Below are 14,686 nucleotides of genomic sequence, written 5' to 3' on the forward strand. Positions count from 1 at the left end.
GCGTGTGCTGCCCGCTCTTCACGATTTCCGATTTACGATTCCCGATTGACGGCATATAGCCCATGACCGAACACGTCATCCTGCTGCACGGCCTGTGGATGCGCGGTTTCGCGCTGGGCCTGCTGCATCGTCGCCTGATGGAAGAGGGCTTTCGCGTCCATCGCTTCGACTACATGAGCGTGGCGGCGACGCAGGAGCACATCCTGGCCAAGTTGCGGACGAGCATGCTCGATTACGCGCCCGGACCGGTGCATCTGGTCGGCCACAGCCTGGGTGGTCTGCTCGCCCTGCGCGCCTGCCTGACGGCGGACGATCTGCCGCCGGGGCGCATCGTCTGTCTCGGTTCGCCGCTGAAGGGCAGCGCCGCGGCGCGCGCTTTTTCCCGCCTGGGGCGCGGTGGCGAAGTGTTGCTGGGCCACAATCGCGAGTTGCTGGAACTGGGGCTGGAAACCTGGAAGGGCGCGCGCGAGGTGGGCATGATCGCCGGCTGCATGCCGATCGGCCTGGGCGCCATGTTGAGTCCGATCGCTGGCGAGCACGATGGCACCGTGGCGGTGGAGGAAACCATCGTGCCGGGCCTGGCCGCCCATTGCGTGGTGGAAACCAGCCATACGGGGCTGCTGTTTTCGGCGGAAGTGGCACGGTTGACGGCCAGCTTCTTGCGGGAGGGGCGCTTCGACCCCCTCTCCCCCTCGGGGAGAGGGCTGGGGCGAGGGGGCACGCTTGCGTGATCTCTCGTCAAGAAACCCCTGCAAAATCAGTCCAACACAAGATTGCTCCCCTCATCCGACCCTTCGGGCCACCTTCTCCCCAGAAGGGAGAAGGAGAGTGGCATGGCGCAATGCAGTAAAATCCCCCGCTTTCCACTTTCAGACCCAAGCCAGGTATCCCATGGGTAGAGGCCCGTCCATCGAAGGTCGCAAGAACGCCGAAGACGCCAAGCGCGCCAAGGTGTTCACCAAGCTGATCCGCGAAATCACCGTTGCCACGCGTGCCGGCGTGCCCGACCCGGCGCTTAACCCGCGCCTGCGTACGGCTGTCGACAAGGCGTTGACTGCCAACATGTCCAAGGACACCATCGAGCGCGCGATCAAGCGCGGCTCCGGCGCCGACGGCGGCGCCAAGATGGAAGAGCTGCGCTACGAGGGCTACGGCCCGGGCGGTATCGCGCTGATCATCGAATGCTTCACCGACAACGCGACCCGCACCGTCGCCGACGTGCGCCATGCGCTCACCAAGCACGGCGGCAACCTGGGCACCAGCGGTTCGGTGGCGTTCCAGTTCACGCGCTGCGGCGAGCTGGTGTTCGCCACCGGCGGCGATGAAGCGAAGGAAGAAAAGATCCTGGAAGCTGCGCTGGATGCCGGCGCCGACGACGTGGTCAACGAGCATGGCGAAAGCACCGTGCTCTGCGCGCCGGAAAACTTCGAAGCGGTCCAGCAGAAGTTGCTCGAAGCCGGCCTGGACGCCCAGCATGCCGGCGTGGTGATGCGCCCCAACAATCGCACCGCGGCGTCCGGCGAAACGCTGGAAACGCTCAACGACCTGCTGGAAAAGCTCGATGCCCTCGACGATGTCAGCGAGGTGTATCACAACGCGCTGTTGCCGGCCGAGTGACAGGCTTTCGAGCCACTCCATGATCCGCATCCTCGGCATAGACCCAGGCAGCCAGCGCACCGGCATCGGCATCGTGGACGTCGATGCCGCCGGCAAGCTGTCGCACGTTTTCCATGCCGCGCTGCTGGTGGCAGGTGAAGAGGATTTCACGCAGCGGCTCAAGCGCATCTTCGAAGGCGTGAACGAAATCATCGCCATGCATCACCCCGTGGAATGCAGCATCGAGCGCGTGTTCATGGCGCGCAATCCCGACTCGGCCCTCAAGCTTGGTCAGGCGCGCGGCGCCGCCATCTGCGCGGTGGTCAATCGCGGCATCCCGGTGCACGAATACGCCGCCACCGAAGTGAAGAAAGCGGTGGTCGGCGGCGGCCGCAGCGACAAAACCCAGGTACAGCACATGATCGGTGTACTGCTTGGCCTCAAAGGGCCGATCCAGGCGGACGCGGCCGATGCGCTGGCGATTGCCGTCGCGCATGCGCATACCCGCTCCAGTCTCGAACGCGTGGGCATTCCACGCACCGCATGGAGACGGCGCCGGTGATTGGCCGACTTAGAGGCATCCTTGTTTCCAAGCAGCCGCCGTGGTTGCTGGTGGAAGTGGGCGGCGTGGGCTACGAGCTGGAAGCGCCCATGTCCACCATCTACGACCTGCCGCAGACCGGCAAGGAAGTGACGCTGCTTACCCATTACGCGGTGAAAGAAGACAGCGTGGCGTTGTACGGTTTTCTGCACGAATCCGAACGCGCTTCGTTCCGCAATCTGTTGAAGGTCAGCGGCATCGGCGCGAAAACGGCGTTGGCCGTGCTGTCCGGCGTGTCGACGCAGGATTTCGCCCGGCTGGTGCAGGCTGGCGACGTGGTCGCGCTGACCAAGATTCCCGGCATCGGCAAAAAGACCGCCGAACGCATCGTGGTGGAATTGCGCGATCGCGTGGAGGGCCTTGGCGCCAGCGTGTCAGGTTTTGCCGCAGCTTCAGGCACCCCGGCTGATCCGGCCGCCGAAGCCACCGTGGCGCTGCAGCAGCTCGGCTACAAGCCGGCCGAAGTGAGCCGGCTGGTGCAGAAAGTGGCCGAGCCGGGCGACAGCGCCGAAACCATCATTCGCAAGGCGCTGCGCGCCGCACTTGGGAGTTGAATCGTGGATAGTCATCAAGGAATGAGCGAGGCCGATACCAAGAAACGCCTGGCCGCACTGGCGCTGGGCGCCATTGGTGTGGTCTACGGCGATATCGGCACCAGTCCGCTGTACACCCTGCAGACCGCACTCAGTCACGACGGCATACATCCCACGCCGGAAAGCATCTATGGCGTGCTGTCGTTGATCTTCTGGGCGCTGATCATCGTGGTGTCACTGAAGTACGTGCTGTTCATCATGCGCGCCGACAACAAGGGTGAGGGCGGCATCATGGCGCTGATGGCGCTGACCTTGCGCGGCGTGGGCGGCCAGCCGAAGCTGCGCTGGCTGCTGGCGATCATCGGCATTTTCGGCGCGGCGCTGTTCTACGGGGACGGCGTGATCACGCCGGCGATTTCAGTGCTGTCGGCGGTGGAAGGCGTGAAAGTGGCCGCGCCCGGCCTGGCGCATTGGGTGGTGCCGGTCACGGCGGTGATCCTGTTTTTCCTGTTCGCGCTGCAACGGCATGGCACGGAGCGCGTGGGCAAGCTGTTCGGCCCGGTGATGGTGATCTGGTTCATTGTGATCGCCGTGCTTGGTGCCCGCATGATCCTGACCGAGCCGCATGTGTTGTACGCGCTCAATCCCTATCACGGCGTGCGCTTCTTCATCACGCACGGTCTGCAGGCGTATATCGCGCTGGGTAGCGTGGTGCTGGCGGTGACCGGCACCGAGGCGCTCTATGCGGACATGGGGCATTTCGGCAAACGGCCGATCCGCATGGCCTGGTTCAATTTCGTGCTGCCCGCGCTGGTGCTCAATTATTTTGGGCAGGGCGCCTTGCTGCTGCACCATCCGGAGGCGATCGACAATCCGTTCTACAAGACGGTGCCGTCGATGTTGCTGTATCCGATGATCGCGCTGGCCACCGCGGCGACGGTGATTGCTTCGCAGGCGGTGATCTCCGGTGCGTTCTCGATGACCCGCGAGGCGATGTCGCTCGGGTATTCGATGCGCATGCCGGTGGTGCATACCTCGCGCGAGATGTCCGGCCAGATCTTCGTGCCGTGGATCAACGCGTTTCTGTTGGTGATGGTGTTGCTGGCGGTGTTCGGTTTCCGCAGCTCGGAGAATCTGAGTGCGGCCTACGGCATTGCGGTCACCGGCACCATGTCCATCACCACGGTGTTGGCGCTGTTCGTGGCGCGCCATCAATGGGGCTGGCGGGTGCCGAGCCTGCTCGTGGTAGGCACAATCCTGTTGACCATCGACCTCGCGTTCTTCTCCGCCAACCTGATCAAGGTGGAATACGGCGGCTGGTTCCCCTTGGTGCTGGGCCTGGGCGTATTCGTGGTAATGACCACCTGGCGCCGGGGCCGCGAGCTGGCGGTGCGCGAAATCAAGCAGGGCGGCCTGGCGTTGTCACCCTTTATCGACAACATCAGCGAGCATCCGCCGCTGCGTGTGCCGGGTACCGCGGTATTTCTTACCGCCAACCAGAACGCCGTACCGCATGCGTTGCTGCACAACCTCAAGCACAACAAGGTGCTGCATGAGCGCAACGTGATGCTGACGGTGGAAATCCTCGAAAGCCCGGTCGCCGAAGCGGAAGAACGCATCCATCTCACGCCGCTGGGCAGCGACTTCTACGGCCTGGCGCTGCGCTTTGGTTTCGCCGAGGATCCGAATATTCCGCTGGCGCTGTCCAAGTGCGCCAAGAGCGGCCTGCCGTTCGACCTGATGGATACCACCTTCTTCCTGTCGCGCGAGAACATCGTCGCCGACAAACGCCGCCCGGGCATGGCGCTATGGCGCGATCGGCTGTTCGCCTTCATGTCGCGTAATGCGCTGCCGGCGACGGCGTTCTTCCAGATTCCAGGTAATCGCTTGATCGAGCTGGGGACGCAGCTGGAAATTTGATGGAGGCGGGGAACGGGAAGCAGGGAACGGGGAGCGTGATGGTTTGCGCGAGCATTTCGCTTCCCGCTCTGCAAACGGATTGAGACAGGGAAGCTTCAAGCCCAGGTGTTATTCCGCACGTTCCCTGTTCCCCATTCCCCGTTCCCCGCATAATCCCCCCATGTCCGATCACCGCATCATCACTGCTGCCGCCCAACTCGACGACGAAGCGCTCGAGGCGTCGATCCGTCCCAAGCGGCTCAACGAATACCTCGGCCAGCAGGCGGTGCGCGAGCAGCTGTCGATCTACATCGAGGCAGCGAAGAAGCGTGGCGGTGCGCTGGATCACGTGCTGATCTTCGGGCCGCCGGGCCTGGGCAAGACCACGCTGAGCCATGTGATCGCCAACGAACTGGGCGTCAATATCCGCTCCACTTCCGGCCCGGTGTTGGAGCGTGCAGGCGACCTGGCGGCGCTGCTTACCAATCTCGAAAAGCACGACGTGCTGTTCGTCGACGAGATCCACCGTCTTTCGCCGGTAGTGGAGGAAGTGCTCTATCCGGCGATGGAAGATTTCCAGATCGACATCATGATCGGCGAAGGTCCGGCCGCGCGTTCGATCAAGCTGGATCTGCCGCCTTTTACCTTGATCGGCGCCACCACGCGCGCCGGTCTGCTGACCGCGCCGCTGCGCGATCGCTTCGGCATCGTGCAGCGGCTGGAGTTCTATTCACCCGACGAGCTCACCGCCATCGTGCGCCGCTCGGCACGGATTCTCGGCATTGCCTGCGAAGTCGATGGCGCACAGGAAATCGCGCGCCGCTCTCGCGGCACACCGCGCATCACCAACCGCCTGCTGCGCCGCGTGCGTGATTACGCCGAAGTGCGTGCCAACGGACATATCACCCGCGACGTGGCGAACGCGGCGATGGACATGCTCAAGGTCGACGCCGAAGGTTTCGACGAGCTGGATCGTCGGTTGCTGAATGTGATCATCGAGAATTTCGACGGCGGCCCGGTCGGCGTGGAGTCGCTGGCCGCGGCGCTCAGCGAAGACCGCGGCACGCTCGAAGACGTGGTCGAGCCCTACCTGATCCAGCAAGGCTTTCTCATTCGCACCGCCCGTGGGCGCATGGCCAGCGCGAAAGCCTGGCGTCACCTCGGCCTCACGCCGCCGCCGCGACAAGCGCAGCCGGGTGATTTGTTTGGTCCCAGCGCGGAGTGAATCTACGCGTGGGCTAAAACAGATAGATTAAACAAGACTTGCAATACCAAAGATAAGGCCGCTTACGCAAAATGCCACGCCGAGCATACCTATTACGAGCACTTTAGGCTCGGGGCGATACTCGGAATTTTTTTTAAGTCCACCGTAAATCTGCCTCACTGTTAGCGTAAGTTTTATGGGGGGCTGATATTTTCTAAAAGCTTCGCACCACGCAAAGCAAAGAAAGCCGCAAGCTAGTAAATTGGATGCGGTTGATTTTGCTTGTGTAAACCAAATTATTGCTAATAATAAGAAAAAAAAAGATTTTACCCATCGATAATTTATCGGTCGCTTATCCATCATGAACTCTCCAGCGATGGCGGGAATTATTTTTCCGCCATCGCTCATTTTAGTTAAAGCAAACGGTGCTCCAGTAGTAATCCATGGCTCCAAACTCACCAAAGTCTCCAGACGGATTTCCACTGTTGGTAACAGGATATCCAAATAGTGAGTCAAAGGATGCTTGGTACTTTCCTTGTTGCAAATAATCCCATGATTGATACGAAGCATCTACCATGCCTGCTACAGTGCCGCCAATTGCTTCATTCAAAGATGGGTCGTACGTTTCGATAAGGTTGCTGATTCCAGTCCCAATGGCCCAGCCAGCACTTGCTGCAAAAGCGATATTCTTTGAGACATACATTGTGGTTTCGGCAATGGCTGCCGCTGGTCCCACACTTCCGACAGGCGCTGTTCGGAATTCCAGGTAAATTTCTGGAATAGTCATATCCAGGGTGGGTGTTGCCATGGGTTCCATTAGATTAGATGATGACTGTGGTGTTTCAATGGATTCCATTTCTGTGTTGAATGAGCTTTGTACGCTTGGCGAGGCATATTCGCTGACGGCAGCGGCTACTTGTTCGGGGCCGAAAACTTTTGCAACCCTGACAAGCGATTGATCGCTAAGGCGTTGAGCAAAGATTTTAAGCAATGGCTGTGTTTTACCCTGTGAGCGCGCGCTGTACAGTTTGGCAAGATCGCTAAGCTCCCGTTCGGAGAGGTTGCTCAGAAGATGCTCTGTGCTCCCATTTTGAAAGTTAGCTTCAATAATGCCTGCGAAATTTGCGTGTACTTCGTCGGATGTTGCACCTAGTGGGGATTTGCTGTTCTGGAGTACCGGTTGCCCTGCGTAGCGAAATTCTTGTGTTGCAAGTGGTCCCTTGTTAATGGATAGTGGGCCGCCGCCGGCTTGGCAAGGTTTGGGTAGGCCGGGTGACGCGGCGGCGTAAACGCTATTAGATGCAGGGGCGCCAATTGCACCTACTATCAGAGTGATTGCGAGGCAAAGTGATTTTGTCATTCTTATTCCCTTTGGAATGGTCATCTTGCTTATGGATGCGTTGTTCGCGGTACCCCTTGCTTTCACGAATCATGCGGCCTGAGTCTGCGCCGACGGGTTAAAAGCGATGAATAGTTGTCTGCTGCTTGCTTTAGTGAGTTCCTGGCTCGATGCAGGTAGGAGCCGACTTACAGACGGCGCATATCTCCTTTCAGGCAAGGGAGCGAGTGAGGCTTCTCATCAGAGCTGACATCATGGTTGGAAAGGGCAAGTGAAAAGGGCTCCGGTCTGATCTGGTAAAGTGTTATAAGGTCTTTAAGTTATCGGTCTTGCTTCGTGTCCCTCTCTTTCCAATGGCCCGTCCGCATCTACTGGGAAGACACCGACGCCGGCGGCGTGGTGTACCACGCCAGCTACCTGCGCTTCCTGGAACGCGCCCGTACCGAGTGGCTACGCCAGCTGGGCGTGGACCAGATGGCGCTCAAGCAGGCGGCCGGATTGGCCTTCATGGTGCACCGGATGGAGATCGACTTCCTCAAGCCCGCCCTGCTGGACGATGAACTGCTGGTTACGGTGGAAGTCAAAGAACGTCGTTCAGCCAGTATTCTTTTCGCGCAAACGATCACCCGGGCCGATGGCACCGTGCTTATCCAGGCGCAAGTCCGCGCGGCTTGCGTGGACCTGCAGCGGATGCAGCCCGCGCGAATCCCGGATGACATCATCGGCCGGATCGCGCGCGTCCCGGCCTGATCCCAAGTAATTACGACATGCCCATGCGGTGGAGAGCCCCCAAGCCATGAACGGTGGATTGAACGTTTTCGAGATCCTTGCGGAAGCAAGCTTGCCAGTGAAGCTGGTGATGCTGGTGCTGGTGATAGGGTCGTTCTTCTCCTGGGTGATCATCATCCGCAAGTATTCGCAGCTGAAAGCCGCGATGGAGAACGCCGAGTCGTTCGAGGAGCGCTTCTGGTCCGGCGCGGACCTGGCGCAGCTGTTTCGCGAAGTGAGCAACAACGGCGACAACTCCGGCGGCATGGAGAACATCTTCGAGTCGGGCTTCCGCGAATTCGTACGCCAGCGCCAGCGCCGCGCCGCGGACGTGCGCACCGTGATCGAAGGTTCCGAGCGTGCCATGCGCGTGGCCGGTACCAAGGAGATCGGCCTGTTGGAGCGCAACCTGGAATTCCTCGCCAACGTCGGTTCCATCAGCCCGTACGTGGGCCTGTTCGGCACGGTGTGGGGCATCATGGGCGCGTTCCAGGGGCTGGGTGAAATGAAGGACGTCACCATTGCCGTGGTGGCGCCGCACATTTCCGAAGCGCTGATCGCCACCGCGATGGGTCTGTTCGCCGCCATCCCGGCCGTGTGGGCCTACAACCGCTACGCCAACAAGGTCGAACGCGTCGCCTCGCGCTACGAGGTGTTCCAGGAAGAGTTCTCCTCCGTACTGCAGCGCCAGATCCAGACCGACGAAGCTCACTAAGAAGAGGCGGCGACCATGCTCAGCTCCGCGCGCCACAAGCGTCTAAAGCTCAAATCCGAAATCAACGTCGTGCCCTACATCGACGTGATGCTGGTGCTGCTGATCATCTTCATGGTCACCGCGCCGATGCTCAACGCCAACGTCGACGTCAACTTGCCGCAAGCCAACGCCAAGTCGCTGCAGGACAAGAAAGAGCCGGTGATCGTCTCGGTCGATACCCAGGGCCAGATGTACCTCACCCTGGGCACCAGCAAGAAGGAACCCATCGACGCCGATGCGCTGAAGGTGAAGGTCGGCGCGTTCGTCAAGCAGAATCCGGACGTGAGCGTGCTGGTCGCCGGCGATCGCGACGGCAAGTACGAAGGTGTGTATCAGGTACTGGCCTTGTTGCAGCAGGCCGGCGTGGCCAAGGTCGGTTTGATGAGTGCGCCGGAGTCGGGCAAGCCGAATGGAAGACCGTAACGCCAAGGGCACTCCGCTCGCGGTCGCGTTATCGGCCGTTCTCCATCTGGGTATCGTCGCCTTCCTGTTCCTGGCGATGCTGCCCTGCACGTCGTACGAGAAATTCCTCACTGCGCTGCATCTGCCCAACCCGATCACCTGCACACCCCCGCCGCTGCAGCTCAGCGGCCCGGTGATCGAAGCCACACTGATCGGCAATACCGCCGCGCCGCCGCCGAAGTCGGAGAAGGTGAAGCCGGTGCCGAACACGGTGCCGCCGCCGCCCTCCGTACCGCCACCGCCGCTGCAGCAGCCCAAGCCCAGCCAACTGCCGCCACCGCCGGAGCATCCGGACGTGGTGGATCAAGAGCGCGTGGTGCAGGATGCCTTGCAGAAGGCCGAGAACGCCAAGAAGGAACAGGAAGAAAAGCAGCGTCAGCGCCAAGCCGAATTGGACGCCCAGGCGGCCAAAAAGAAAGCTGAGCAACAGAAAGTGGACGAGCTGTTCAAGCAGCTCGATGCCGCCTCGGCGCAGACACAAAAGGCTGATAACAAGGCCAAACAGGCCAAGCGGCAGCTGGCGGACCTGAAGAACGCGCAGCTCGACGGGCAGGAGAACCTGCCCAACGCGGCGCAGCGACAGACCGGCAACAACGCCAACAGCACGTTGCTGTCGCAATACATGGCCGCAATTCAGAACGCCGTCACGCAGAATTGGATCAGGCCGGATACCATGCCGAACGCGCCATGCGTGGTTCACATCGTGCAGATCCCTGGTGGCCAGGTGCTCAGCGCCAAGGCATCGCCCAACTGTCCGTACGATGCGGCCGGCAAGAAATCCGTCGAGGACGCCGTGCTACGCGCACAGCCGCTGCCTTACCAGGGTTTTGAAAGCGTGTTCCGGCGCGACATCGACTTCACCTTCATTCCGCAGTGAGCAAGCCCCATGCGCAGATCATCCCGATCATTATTCACCCTCGTCCTGCTGCTGATCACGGCACTCGTAGCGGTCCCTGCCTTTGGTCAGGCGCTGAACGTGCAGATCGTCGGCGGCATCAAGTCGGCCACGCCGATCGCCGTGGTGCCCTTCGCCCAGCAAGGCGCGCCGCTGCCCACCGACGTCGCCGACGTGATCCGCAACGACCTCAACCGCTGCGGCAAATTCCGCTCGTTGGCGGTCAGTGAAATCGTCGAGCAGCCCAGCCAGGGCTCGGATATCAAGTTCGCTACCTGGCGGCTGCTCAAGCAGGACTACATCGTGATCGGCCGCATCAAGGATGCCGGCAATGGCATGGTGACGGTGGAATACGAGCTGTGGGACGTCAATCGCCAGCAGCGCCTGCTGGGCGAGGCCATGTCGCCGGCACCCATCAGTGACCTGCGCAGCGTGGCGCACCAGATCGCTGACAAGATCTTCCAGCAAATCACCGGTATTCCCGGCGCATTCTGGACGCGCATCGCCTACGTCACCATGGTCGGCACCGGCAACAATGCCACCTATTCGCTGATCGTGGCCGATTCGGATGGGTATAACCCGCAGGTGGTGGCGCGTTCGCACGAAGCGCTGCTGTCGCCCAAGTGGTCGCCGGATGGCACGCGCATTGCCTATGTGTCGTTCGAAAGCGGCGATTCGGCGATCTACGTCCAGAACATATCCACCGGCGCGCGCCAGCTGCTCTCGGCGCGCAAGGGCATCAACGGCGCGCCGGCCTGGTCGCCCGACGGCACCAAGCTGGCGATGGCGCTTTCCTATACCGGCAATCCCGAGATCTACGTGATGGACCTGGCCTCCCGCGCGGAAACGCGCCTCACCCGTAGCCTGGCCATCAATACCGAGCCGGTCTGGTCGCCGGACGGCCAGAGCATCTACTTCACTTCCGACCGCTCCGGCCGGCCGCAGATCTATCGCATTGCGGCCAGTGGCGGCACGCCCGAGCGCATCAGCTTCCAGGGCCAGCAGAACCTGGATGCCGCGGTCAGCTACGACGGCAAGCAGATTGCCATGGTGCAGGCCAACGGGAACGTGTATCGTATCGCCATCATGGACCAGAGCCTTGGTGGGCAGGTGCGCTTCATCTCGCCCGGTCCGATTGACGAATCGCCAAGCTTCGCGCCGAATGCCAGCATGTTGATCTACGCCGCCACCGATGGAACCCGGGACGTGCTTTACGCCGTATCGAACGACGGCATGGTGCGTCAGCGCCTGGCGCTTGCCGATGGCGATGTGCGCTCGCCGGCCTGGGGACCCTATCGCAAACAATGATCTGATCCGGCCGCGCGCCTGCCAGGCCTGCGGCTGGACAGCTCAAGGATGGGGCCGGAGCATGCGAATGCTCCGGCCGGGCGTGGCGGTTTGTCATGCCTGTTTTGCTGGCCTCTGCAGTACAATGCGTGGCCATGCTTAAAGTGAAAGAAAAAAATAAAAACTACAGCCGGGCCACCGGCGATGACTGTCCCGTAATCGCAATCGTCATTGACTGTCGGAAACCAAACCCGTTTGAAGGAACGTCACCCATGAATAAGACCGTTCGTATCGCCCTGGTCGCCCTGCTTTGCGTCGGTGCGGCCGCCTGCTCGAAGAAGCAGGAAGTGAAGCCCCAGACTCCGCCGCCGGAGACCCAGCAAGCCGCCCCGGCCCAGACTGGCGAACACAAGTACACCGCCGCCGATCTCGACACCGATGCGTGCCTCAAGGTCCGCACCATTTACTTCGATTTCGACAAGGACGAAGTGAAGCCGGAGTTCCAGCAGTACATGCAGTGCCACGCCAAGTTCCTGCAGGACGTGCCGACCGCTCGCATGCGCCTGGAAGGCAACGCCGACGAGCGCGGTACGCGTGAATACAACCTGGGCCTCGGCGAGCGCCGCGGCAACGCCGTGTCCAGCGCACTGCAGGCCAACGGCGCTTCCTCCAGCCAGATCAGCGTGATCAGCTACGGCAAAGAGAAGCCGGTGTGCCGTGAGCACAACGAGGATTGCTGGAGCAAGAACCGTCGCGTTGAGATCGTCTACACGGCGACATAATGGTGTTTCGGTTGGCTAATCGCTTCATGGCCAATCTCAGCATGGCGGGCGCCCTGGCGTCCGCCATGCTGTTTATGGCGCCTGCGCATGCGCAGAGTTCTCCCATGAGCCTGGCCGATCGCGTTGCGCGGCTTGAGCAACAACAGCAGAACCAGGACCAGAACAAGCTCAACCAGCTCAATCAGTTGCAGCAAATGCAGCAGACCATGCAGCAGATGCAGGGCCAGATCGAAGAGCTGCAACACCAACTGCAGCAGTTGCAGGATCAGAGCAAGGCCCAGTACGCCGACCTGGACAGCCGCGTCGGCCGCCTCGAAAAGCAGGGCAGCGCAACTCCCGCGCCTTCGGCCAGTGCATCGGCGCCTGCTACCGCGTCGGCACCCGGCAATGCAGCGTCCGCTGCGCCACCAGCTGCTGCAACACCTGCCGCGCCGGCCGAATCGGCAGCGCAGAAAGCCGCCGCGCTCAGTGCCTATAACGCGGCATTCAAATCCTTGCGCGCGGGCGATTACGTATCCTCTTCGCGCGGCTTCCGTGAATTCATCCAGAAATACCCCAACGATGCGCTGACGCCGAATGCGTTCTATTGGCTGGGCGAATCGTATTACGCCACCACCAATTACCAGGTGGCCGTGGAAGCTTTCAATCGCCTGCTGAGCCAGTATCCGCAAAGCGAAAAAGCACCGGATGCCACGCTCAAGCTTGGCTACAGCCAGTTGGAAATGAAGCAGACCGATGCGGGCATTGCTACGCTCAAATCGGTGGTGAGCAAATACCCCAATTCCAATGCGGCCAAGCTGGCCCAGGAACGCCTGCGGCGTATCTCGCAGCAGTCAGCGCGGTGAAGGCTTAGGCGGTGAACGGCAGTCCGGTAAACGTGGAAGCCGCCGCGCCGGCCGAGGCTACGGCCGAGCGCCTGCGCATCACCGAGATCTTCCATTCGATCCAGGGCGAGGCCGATGCCATCGGCTGGCGCACGGTGTTCGTGCGCCTTACGGGCTGTCCGCTGCGTTGCGTGTGGTGCGATACCGAGTATTCGTTCTACGGCGGCAATTGGCGCGACATCGACGACATCCTTGCCGACGTGGCAACGTATGGCGCCAAGCACGTGTGCGTGACCGGTGGCGAACCGCTGGCGCAAAAGCGCTGCCTGATCCTGTTGCGCAAGCTGTGCGACGCCGGTTATGACGTGTCGCTGGAAACCTCCGGTGCGTTGGAGGTTTCGCCCGTCGACGCACGCGTGCGCAAGGTGATGGACCTGAAGGCGCCTGATTCCGGCGAAGCGCAGCGCAACCTTTGGTCCAATCTCGATCATCTGTTGCCGCACGACCAGGTGAAGATCGTCATCGCCAGCCGCGCCGACTACGAGTGGGCGCGCGGCGTGGTGGCGGAGCATCGCATCGATCGACGCTGCATGGTGTTGTTCTCGCCCGTACACGGTGCGGTCGAGCCGCGTGCGCTGGCGGAGTGGATCATCGAAGACAAATTGCCGGTGCGGTTTCAACTGCAGTTGCACAAGCTGCTGTGGAACGATGCGCCGGGACATTGAATCGCATTCGCTTGAATGCGTAATACCGCGTCGCCGTACGTGGAGATAAAACCACACGCCCCGGCCTGTGTCGCCGGCAGCGTTTCCCGGCCGGTGACCGGCCGTTCTTCTGCACTTGGGATGCACCATGTCAGCTTCTACACCCCGCAAAGCCGTCATCCTCGTTTCCGGCGGCATGGACTCGGCCGTCACCATCGCCATCGCCCGTGAGCAGGGCTATCAGGTGCACGCATTGAGTGTGGCCTACGGCCAGCGCCACAGCTCCGAACTGGATGCCGCGGCACGCGTGGCTCACATGCTCGGCGCCGTCGAACACAAGACCGTGCAGGTGGATCTGCGCAGCATCGGCGGCTCGGCGCTCACCGCCGACATCGACGTGCCGGAGCAGGGCAGCGATGGCATTCCGGTCACCTACGTGCCGGCGCGCAACACCATCATGCTGTCGGTAGCGCTGGGCTGGGCCGAAGTGCTCGGCTCCACCGACATCTGGTGCGGCGTCAACGCGGTGGATTACTCCGGCTATCCCGACTGCCGCCCGGCCTTCATCGAAGCCTTCGAGCATCTGGCCAGCGTGGCGACCAAGGCTGGCGTGGAAGGCGCGGGCATCCGCATTCACGCGCCGCTGATGGCGATGAGCAAGGCCGACATCGCCCGCGAAGGCCATCGCCTGGGCGTGGATTTCTCCGCCACCGTCAGCTGCTACCAGGCCGATGCTCAGGGCCGCGCCTGCGGCCGCTGCGATGCGTGCCGCCTGCGCGCGCAAGGTTTTCGCGAGGCCGGCCTGCCCGATCCCACCCATTACGTCTAAGTGTCAGCTTGTGCCGCAGGCGTCCAGACCCTAAAATTGCCGACTCACTTTCTTCCGGGCCGTTAGCTCAGCCGGTAGAGCAGCGGACTTTTAATCCGTTGGTCGACAGTTCGAATCTGTCACGGCCCACCAGTTCAAAGAAACCCGCAAGGCGTACGCCTTGCGGGTTTCTTTGAACTGGTGGGCCGTGACAGATTCGAACTGTCGAC

Annotated in this window: 17 protein-coding genes and 1 tRNA gene; 16 read left to right on the plus strand and 2 right to left on the minus strand. The window is 61.5% G+C overall.

What is annotated here, in order from left to right; genetic code table 11:
* Nucleotides 1-62: 62 nt before the first annotated feature.
* The 6 genes from VMA74_RS14205 to ruvB all read left to right on the plus strand — a co-directional run bounded on the left by VMA74_RS14205 (nucleotide 63) and on the right by ruvB (nucleotide 5,854).
* The gene (locus tag VMA74_RS14205) at nucleotides 63-731 is read left to right on the plus strand and encodes an esterase/lipase family protein (protein WP_325368047.1); all 669 of its coding nucleotides are present in this window, start codon (nucleotides 63-65) and stop codon (nucleotides 729-731) included.
* Between the two features lie 160 nt (nucleotides 732-891).
* The gene (locus VMA74_RS14210; RefSeq protein ID WP_325368049.1) at nucleotides 892-1,617 is read left to right on the plus strand and encodes a YebC/PmpR family DNA-binding transcriptional regulator; all 726 of its coding nucleotides are present in this window, start codon (nucleotides 892-894) and stop codon (nucleotides 1,615-1,617) included.
* Between the two features lie 19 nt (nucleotides 1,618-1,636).
* Nucleotides 1,637-2,158 (plus strand): crossover junction endodeoxyribonuclease RuvC, encoded by a 522-nt coding sequence (ruvC, locus tag VMA74_RS14215; RefSeq protein ID WP_325368051.1) that lies wholly within the window; start codon nucleotides 1,637-1,639, stop codon nucleotides 2,156-2,158.
* On the plus strand, nucleotides 2,155-2,751 hold the full coding sequence (gene ruvA, locus VMA74_RS14220) for a Holliday junction branch migration protein RuvA (protein ID WP_325368053.1): 597 nt from the start codon (nucleotides 2,155-2,157) through the stop codon (nucleotides 2,749-2,751). The genes ruvC and ruvA overlap by 4 nt, the downstream gene beginning before the upstream one ends.
* A gap of 21 nt (nucleotides 2,752-2,772) precedes the next feature.
* Nucleotides 2,773-4,650, plus strand: coding sequence for a potassium transporter Kup (locus VMA74_RS14225; protein ID WP_325368083.1), 1,878 nt, complete (start codon nucleotides 2,773-2,775; stop codon nucleotides 4,648-4,650).
* A 160-nt stretch (nucleotides 4,651-4,810) separates the two neighbouring features.
* Nucleotides 4,811-5,854 (plus strand): Holliday junction branch migration DNA helicase RuvB, encoded by a 1,044-nt coding sequence (gene ruvB / locus VMA74_RS14230; RefSeq protein WP_325368055.1) that lies wholly within the window; start codon nucleotides 4,811-4,813, stop codon nucleotides 5,852-5,854.
* Nucleotides 5,855-5,881: 27 nt separating this feature from the next.
* Here ruvB and VMA74_RS14235 read toward each other — a convergent pair whose 3' ends face one another.
* Together VMA74_RS14235 and VMA74_RS14240 are read right to left on the minus strand one after the other, a co-directional pair.
* Nucleotides 5,882-6,292 carry a hypothetical protein gene (locus VMA74_RS14235; protein ID WP_325368057.1) on the minus strand — a complete coding sequence of 137 codons (411 nt, stop codon included), beginning with the start codon at nucleotides 6,290-6,292 and terminating at the stop codon, nucleotides 5,882-5,884.
* On the minus strand, nucleotides 6,243-7,193 hold the full coding sequence (locus VMA74_RS14240) for a hypothetical protein (RefSeq protein ID WP_325368059.1): 951 nt from the start codon (nucleotides 7,191-7,193) through the stop codon (nucleotides 6,243-6,245). The genes VMA74_RS14235 and VMA74_RS14240 overlap by 50 nt, the downstream gene beginning before the upstream one ends.
* A 315-nt stretch (nucleotides 7,194-7,508) precedes the next feature.
* Between VMA74_RS14240 and ybgC the strand changes: the two genes are divergently transcribed.
* The 10 genes from ybgC (at nucleotide 7,509) to VMA74_RS14290 (ending at nucleotide 14,609) form a co-directional block, all read left to right on the plus strand.
* Nucleotides 7,509-7,922: a tol-pal system-associated acyl-CoA thioesterase gene (gene ybgC, locus VMA74_RS14245; protein ID WP_325368061.1), complete on the plus strand. Its 414-nt coding sequence runs from the start codon at nucleotides 7,509-7,511 to the stop codon at nucleotides 7,920-7,922.
* A gap of 46 nt (nucleotides 7,923-7,968) precedes the next feature.
* Nucleotides 7,969-8,655, plus strand: a complete 687-nt coding sequence (gene tolQ, locus VMA74_RS14250) for a protein TolQ (RefSeq protein WP_325368063.1) — start codon at nucleotides 7,969-7,971, stop codon at nucleotides 8,653-8,655.
* A 15-nt stretch (nucleotides 8,656-8,670) separates the two neighbouring features.
* Nucleotides 8,671-9,117 (plus strand): protein TolR, encoded by a 447-nt coding sequence (gene tolR, locus VMA74_RS14255; RefSeq protein WP_325368065.1) that lies wholly within the window; start codon nucleotides 8,671-8,673, stop codon nucleotides 9,115-9,117.
* Nucleotides 9,104-10,033, plus strand: a complete 930-nt coding sequence (locus VMA74_RS14260; RefSeq protein WP_325368067.1) for a cell envelope integrity protein TolA — start codon at nucleotides 9,104-9,106, stop codon at nucleotides 10,031-10,033. The genes tolR and VMA74_RS14260 overlap by 14 nt, the downstream gene beginning before the upstream one ends.
* Before the next feature lie 9 nt (nucleotides 10,034-10,042).
* Nucleotides 10,043-11,359, plus strand: coding sequence for a Tol-Pal system beta propeller repeat protein TolB (gene tolB / locus VMA74_RS14265; RefSeq protein WP_325368069.1), 1,317 nt, complete (start codon nucleotides 10,043-10,045; stop codon nucleotides 11,357-11,359).
* Nucleotides 11,360-11,610: 251 nt separating this feature from the next.
* The gene (gene pal, locus VMA74_RS14270; RefSeq protein WP_325368071.1) at nucleotides 11,611-12,120 is read left to right on the plus strand and encodes a peptidoglycan-associated lipoprotein Pal; all 510 of its coding nucleotides are present in this window, start codon (nucleotides 11,611-11,613) and stop codon (nucleotides 12,118-12,120) included.
* Nucleotides 12,121-12,146: 26 nt separating this feature from the next.
* On the plus strand, nucleotides 12,147-12,965 hold the full coding sequence (gene ybgF / locus VMA74_RS14275) for a tol-pal system protein YbgF (RefSeq protein WP_325368073.1): 819 nt from the start codon (nucleotides 12,147-12,149) through the stop codon (nucleotides 12,963-12,965).
* Between the two features lie 11 nt (nucleotides 12,966-12,976).
* Complete coding sequence (queE, locus tag VMA74_RS14280) at nucleotides 12,977-13,669, plus strand: 7-carboxy-7-deazaguanine synthase QueE (RefSeq protein WP_325368075.1); 693 nt, start codon at nucleotides 12,977-12,979, stop codon at nucleotides 13,667-13,669.
* Nucleotides 13,670-13,796: 127 nt separating this feature from the next.
* Nucleotides 13,797-14,477 (plus strand): 7-cyano-7-deazaguanine synthase QueC, encoded by a 681-nt coding sequence (queC, locus tag VMA74_RS14285; protein WP_325368077.1) that lies wholly within the window; start codon nucleotides 13,797-13,799, stop codon nucleotides 14,475-14,477.
* Nucleotides 14,478-14,533: 56 nt separating this feature from the next.
* Nucleotides 14,534-14,609, plus strand: a tRNA-Lys gene (locus VMA74_RS14290).
* Nucleotides 14,610-14,686: the final 77 nt, after the last annotated feature.

Source organism: Dyella sp., from assembly GCF_035508675.1.
Classification (GTDB): Bacteria; Pseudomonadota; Gammaproteobacteria; order Xanthomonadales; family Rhodanobacteraceae; genus Dyella_B.

What these genes read in the sequence shown, in the direction of transcription:
- VMA74_RS14205 (WP_325368047.1), top strand. Translation starts at nt 63, where the DNA reads ATGACCGAACACGTCATCCTGCTGCACGGCCTGTGGATGCGCGGTTTC.
- VMA74_RS14210 (WP_325368049.1), top strand. Translation starts at nt 892, where the DNA reads ATGGGTAGAGGCCCGTCCATCGAAGGTCGCAAGAACGCCGAAGACGCC.
- ruvC (WP_325368051.1), top strand. Translation starts at nt 1,637, where the DNA reads ATGATCCGCATCCTCGGCATAGACCCAGGCAGCCAGCGCACCGGCATC.
- VMA74_RS14225 (WP_325368083.1), top strand. Translation starts at nt 2,773, where the DNA reads ATGAGCGAGGCCGATACCAAGAAACGCCTGGCCGCACTGGCGCTGGGC.
- ruvB (WP_325368055.1), top strand. Translation starts at nt 4,811, where the DNA reads ATGTCCGATCACCGCATCATCACTGCTGCCGCCCAACTCGACGACGAA.
- VMA74_RS14240 (WP_325368059.1), bottom strand. Translation starts at nt 7,193, where the DNA reads ATGACAAAATCACTTTGCCTCGCAATCACTCTGATAGTAGGTGCAATT.
- tolQ (WP_325368063.1), top strand. Translation starts at nt 7,969, where the DNA reads ATGAACGGTGGATTGAACGTTTTCGAGATCCTTGCGGAAGCAAGCTTG.
- tolR (WP_325368065.1), top strand. Translation starts at nt 8,671, where the DNA reads ATGCTCAGCTCCGCGCGCCACAAGCGTCTAAAGCTCAAATCCGAAATC.
- VMA74_RS14260 (WP_325368067.1), top strand. Translation starts at nt 9,104, where the DNA reads ATGGAAGACCGTAACGCCAAGGGCACTCCGCTCGCGGTCGCGTTATCG.
- tolB (WP_325368069.1), top strand. Translation starts at nt 10,043, where the DNA reads ATGCGCAGATCATCCCGATCATTATTCACCCTCGTCCTGCTGCTGATC.
- pal (WP_325368071.1), top strand. Translation starts at nt 11,611, where the DNA reads ATGAATAAGACCGTTCGTATCGCCCTGGTCGCCCTGCTTTGCGTCGGT.
- ybgF (WP_325368073.1), top strand. Translation starts at nt 12,147, where the DNA reads ATGGCCAATCTCAGCATGGCGGGCGCCCTGGCGTCCGCCATGCTGTTT.
- queC (WP_325368077.1), top strand. Translation starts at nt 13,797, where the DNA reads ATGTCAGCTTCTACACCCCGCAAAGCCGTCATCCTCGTTTCCGGCGGC.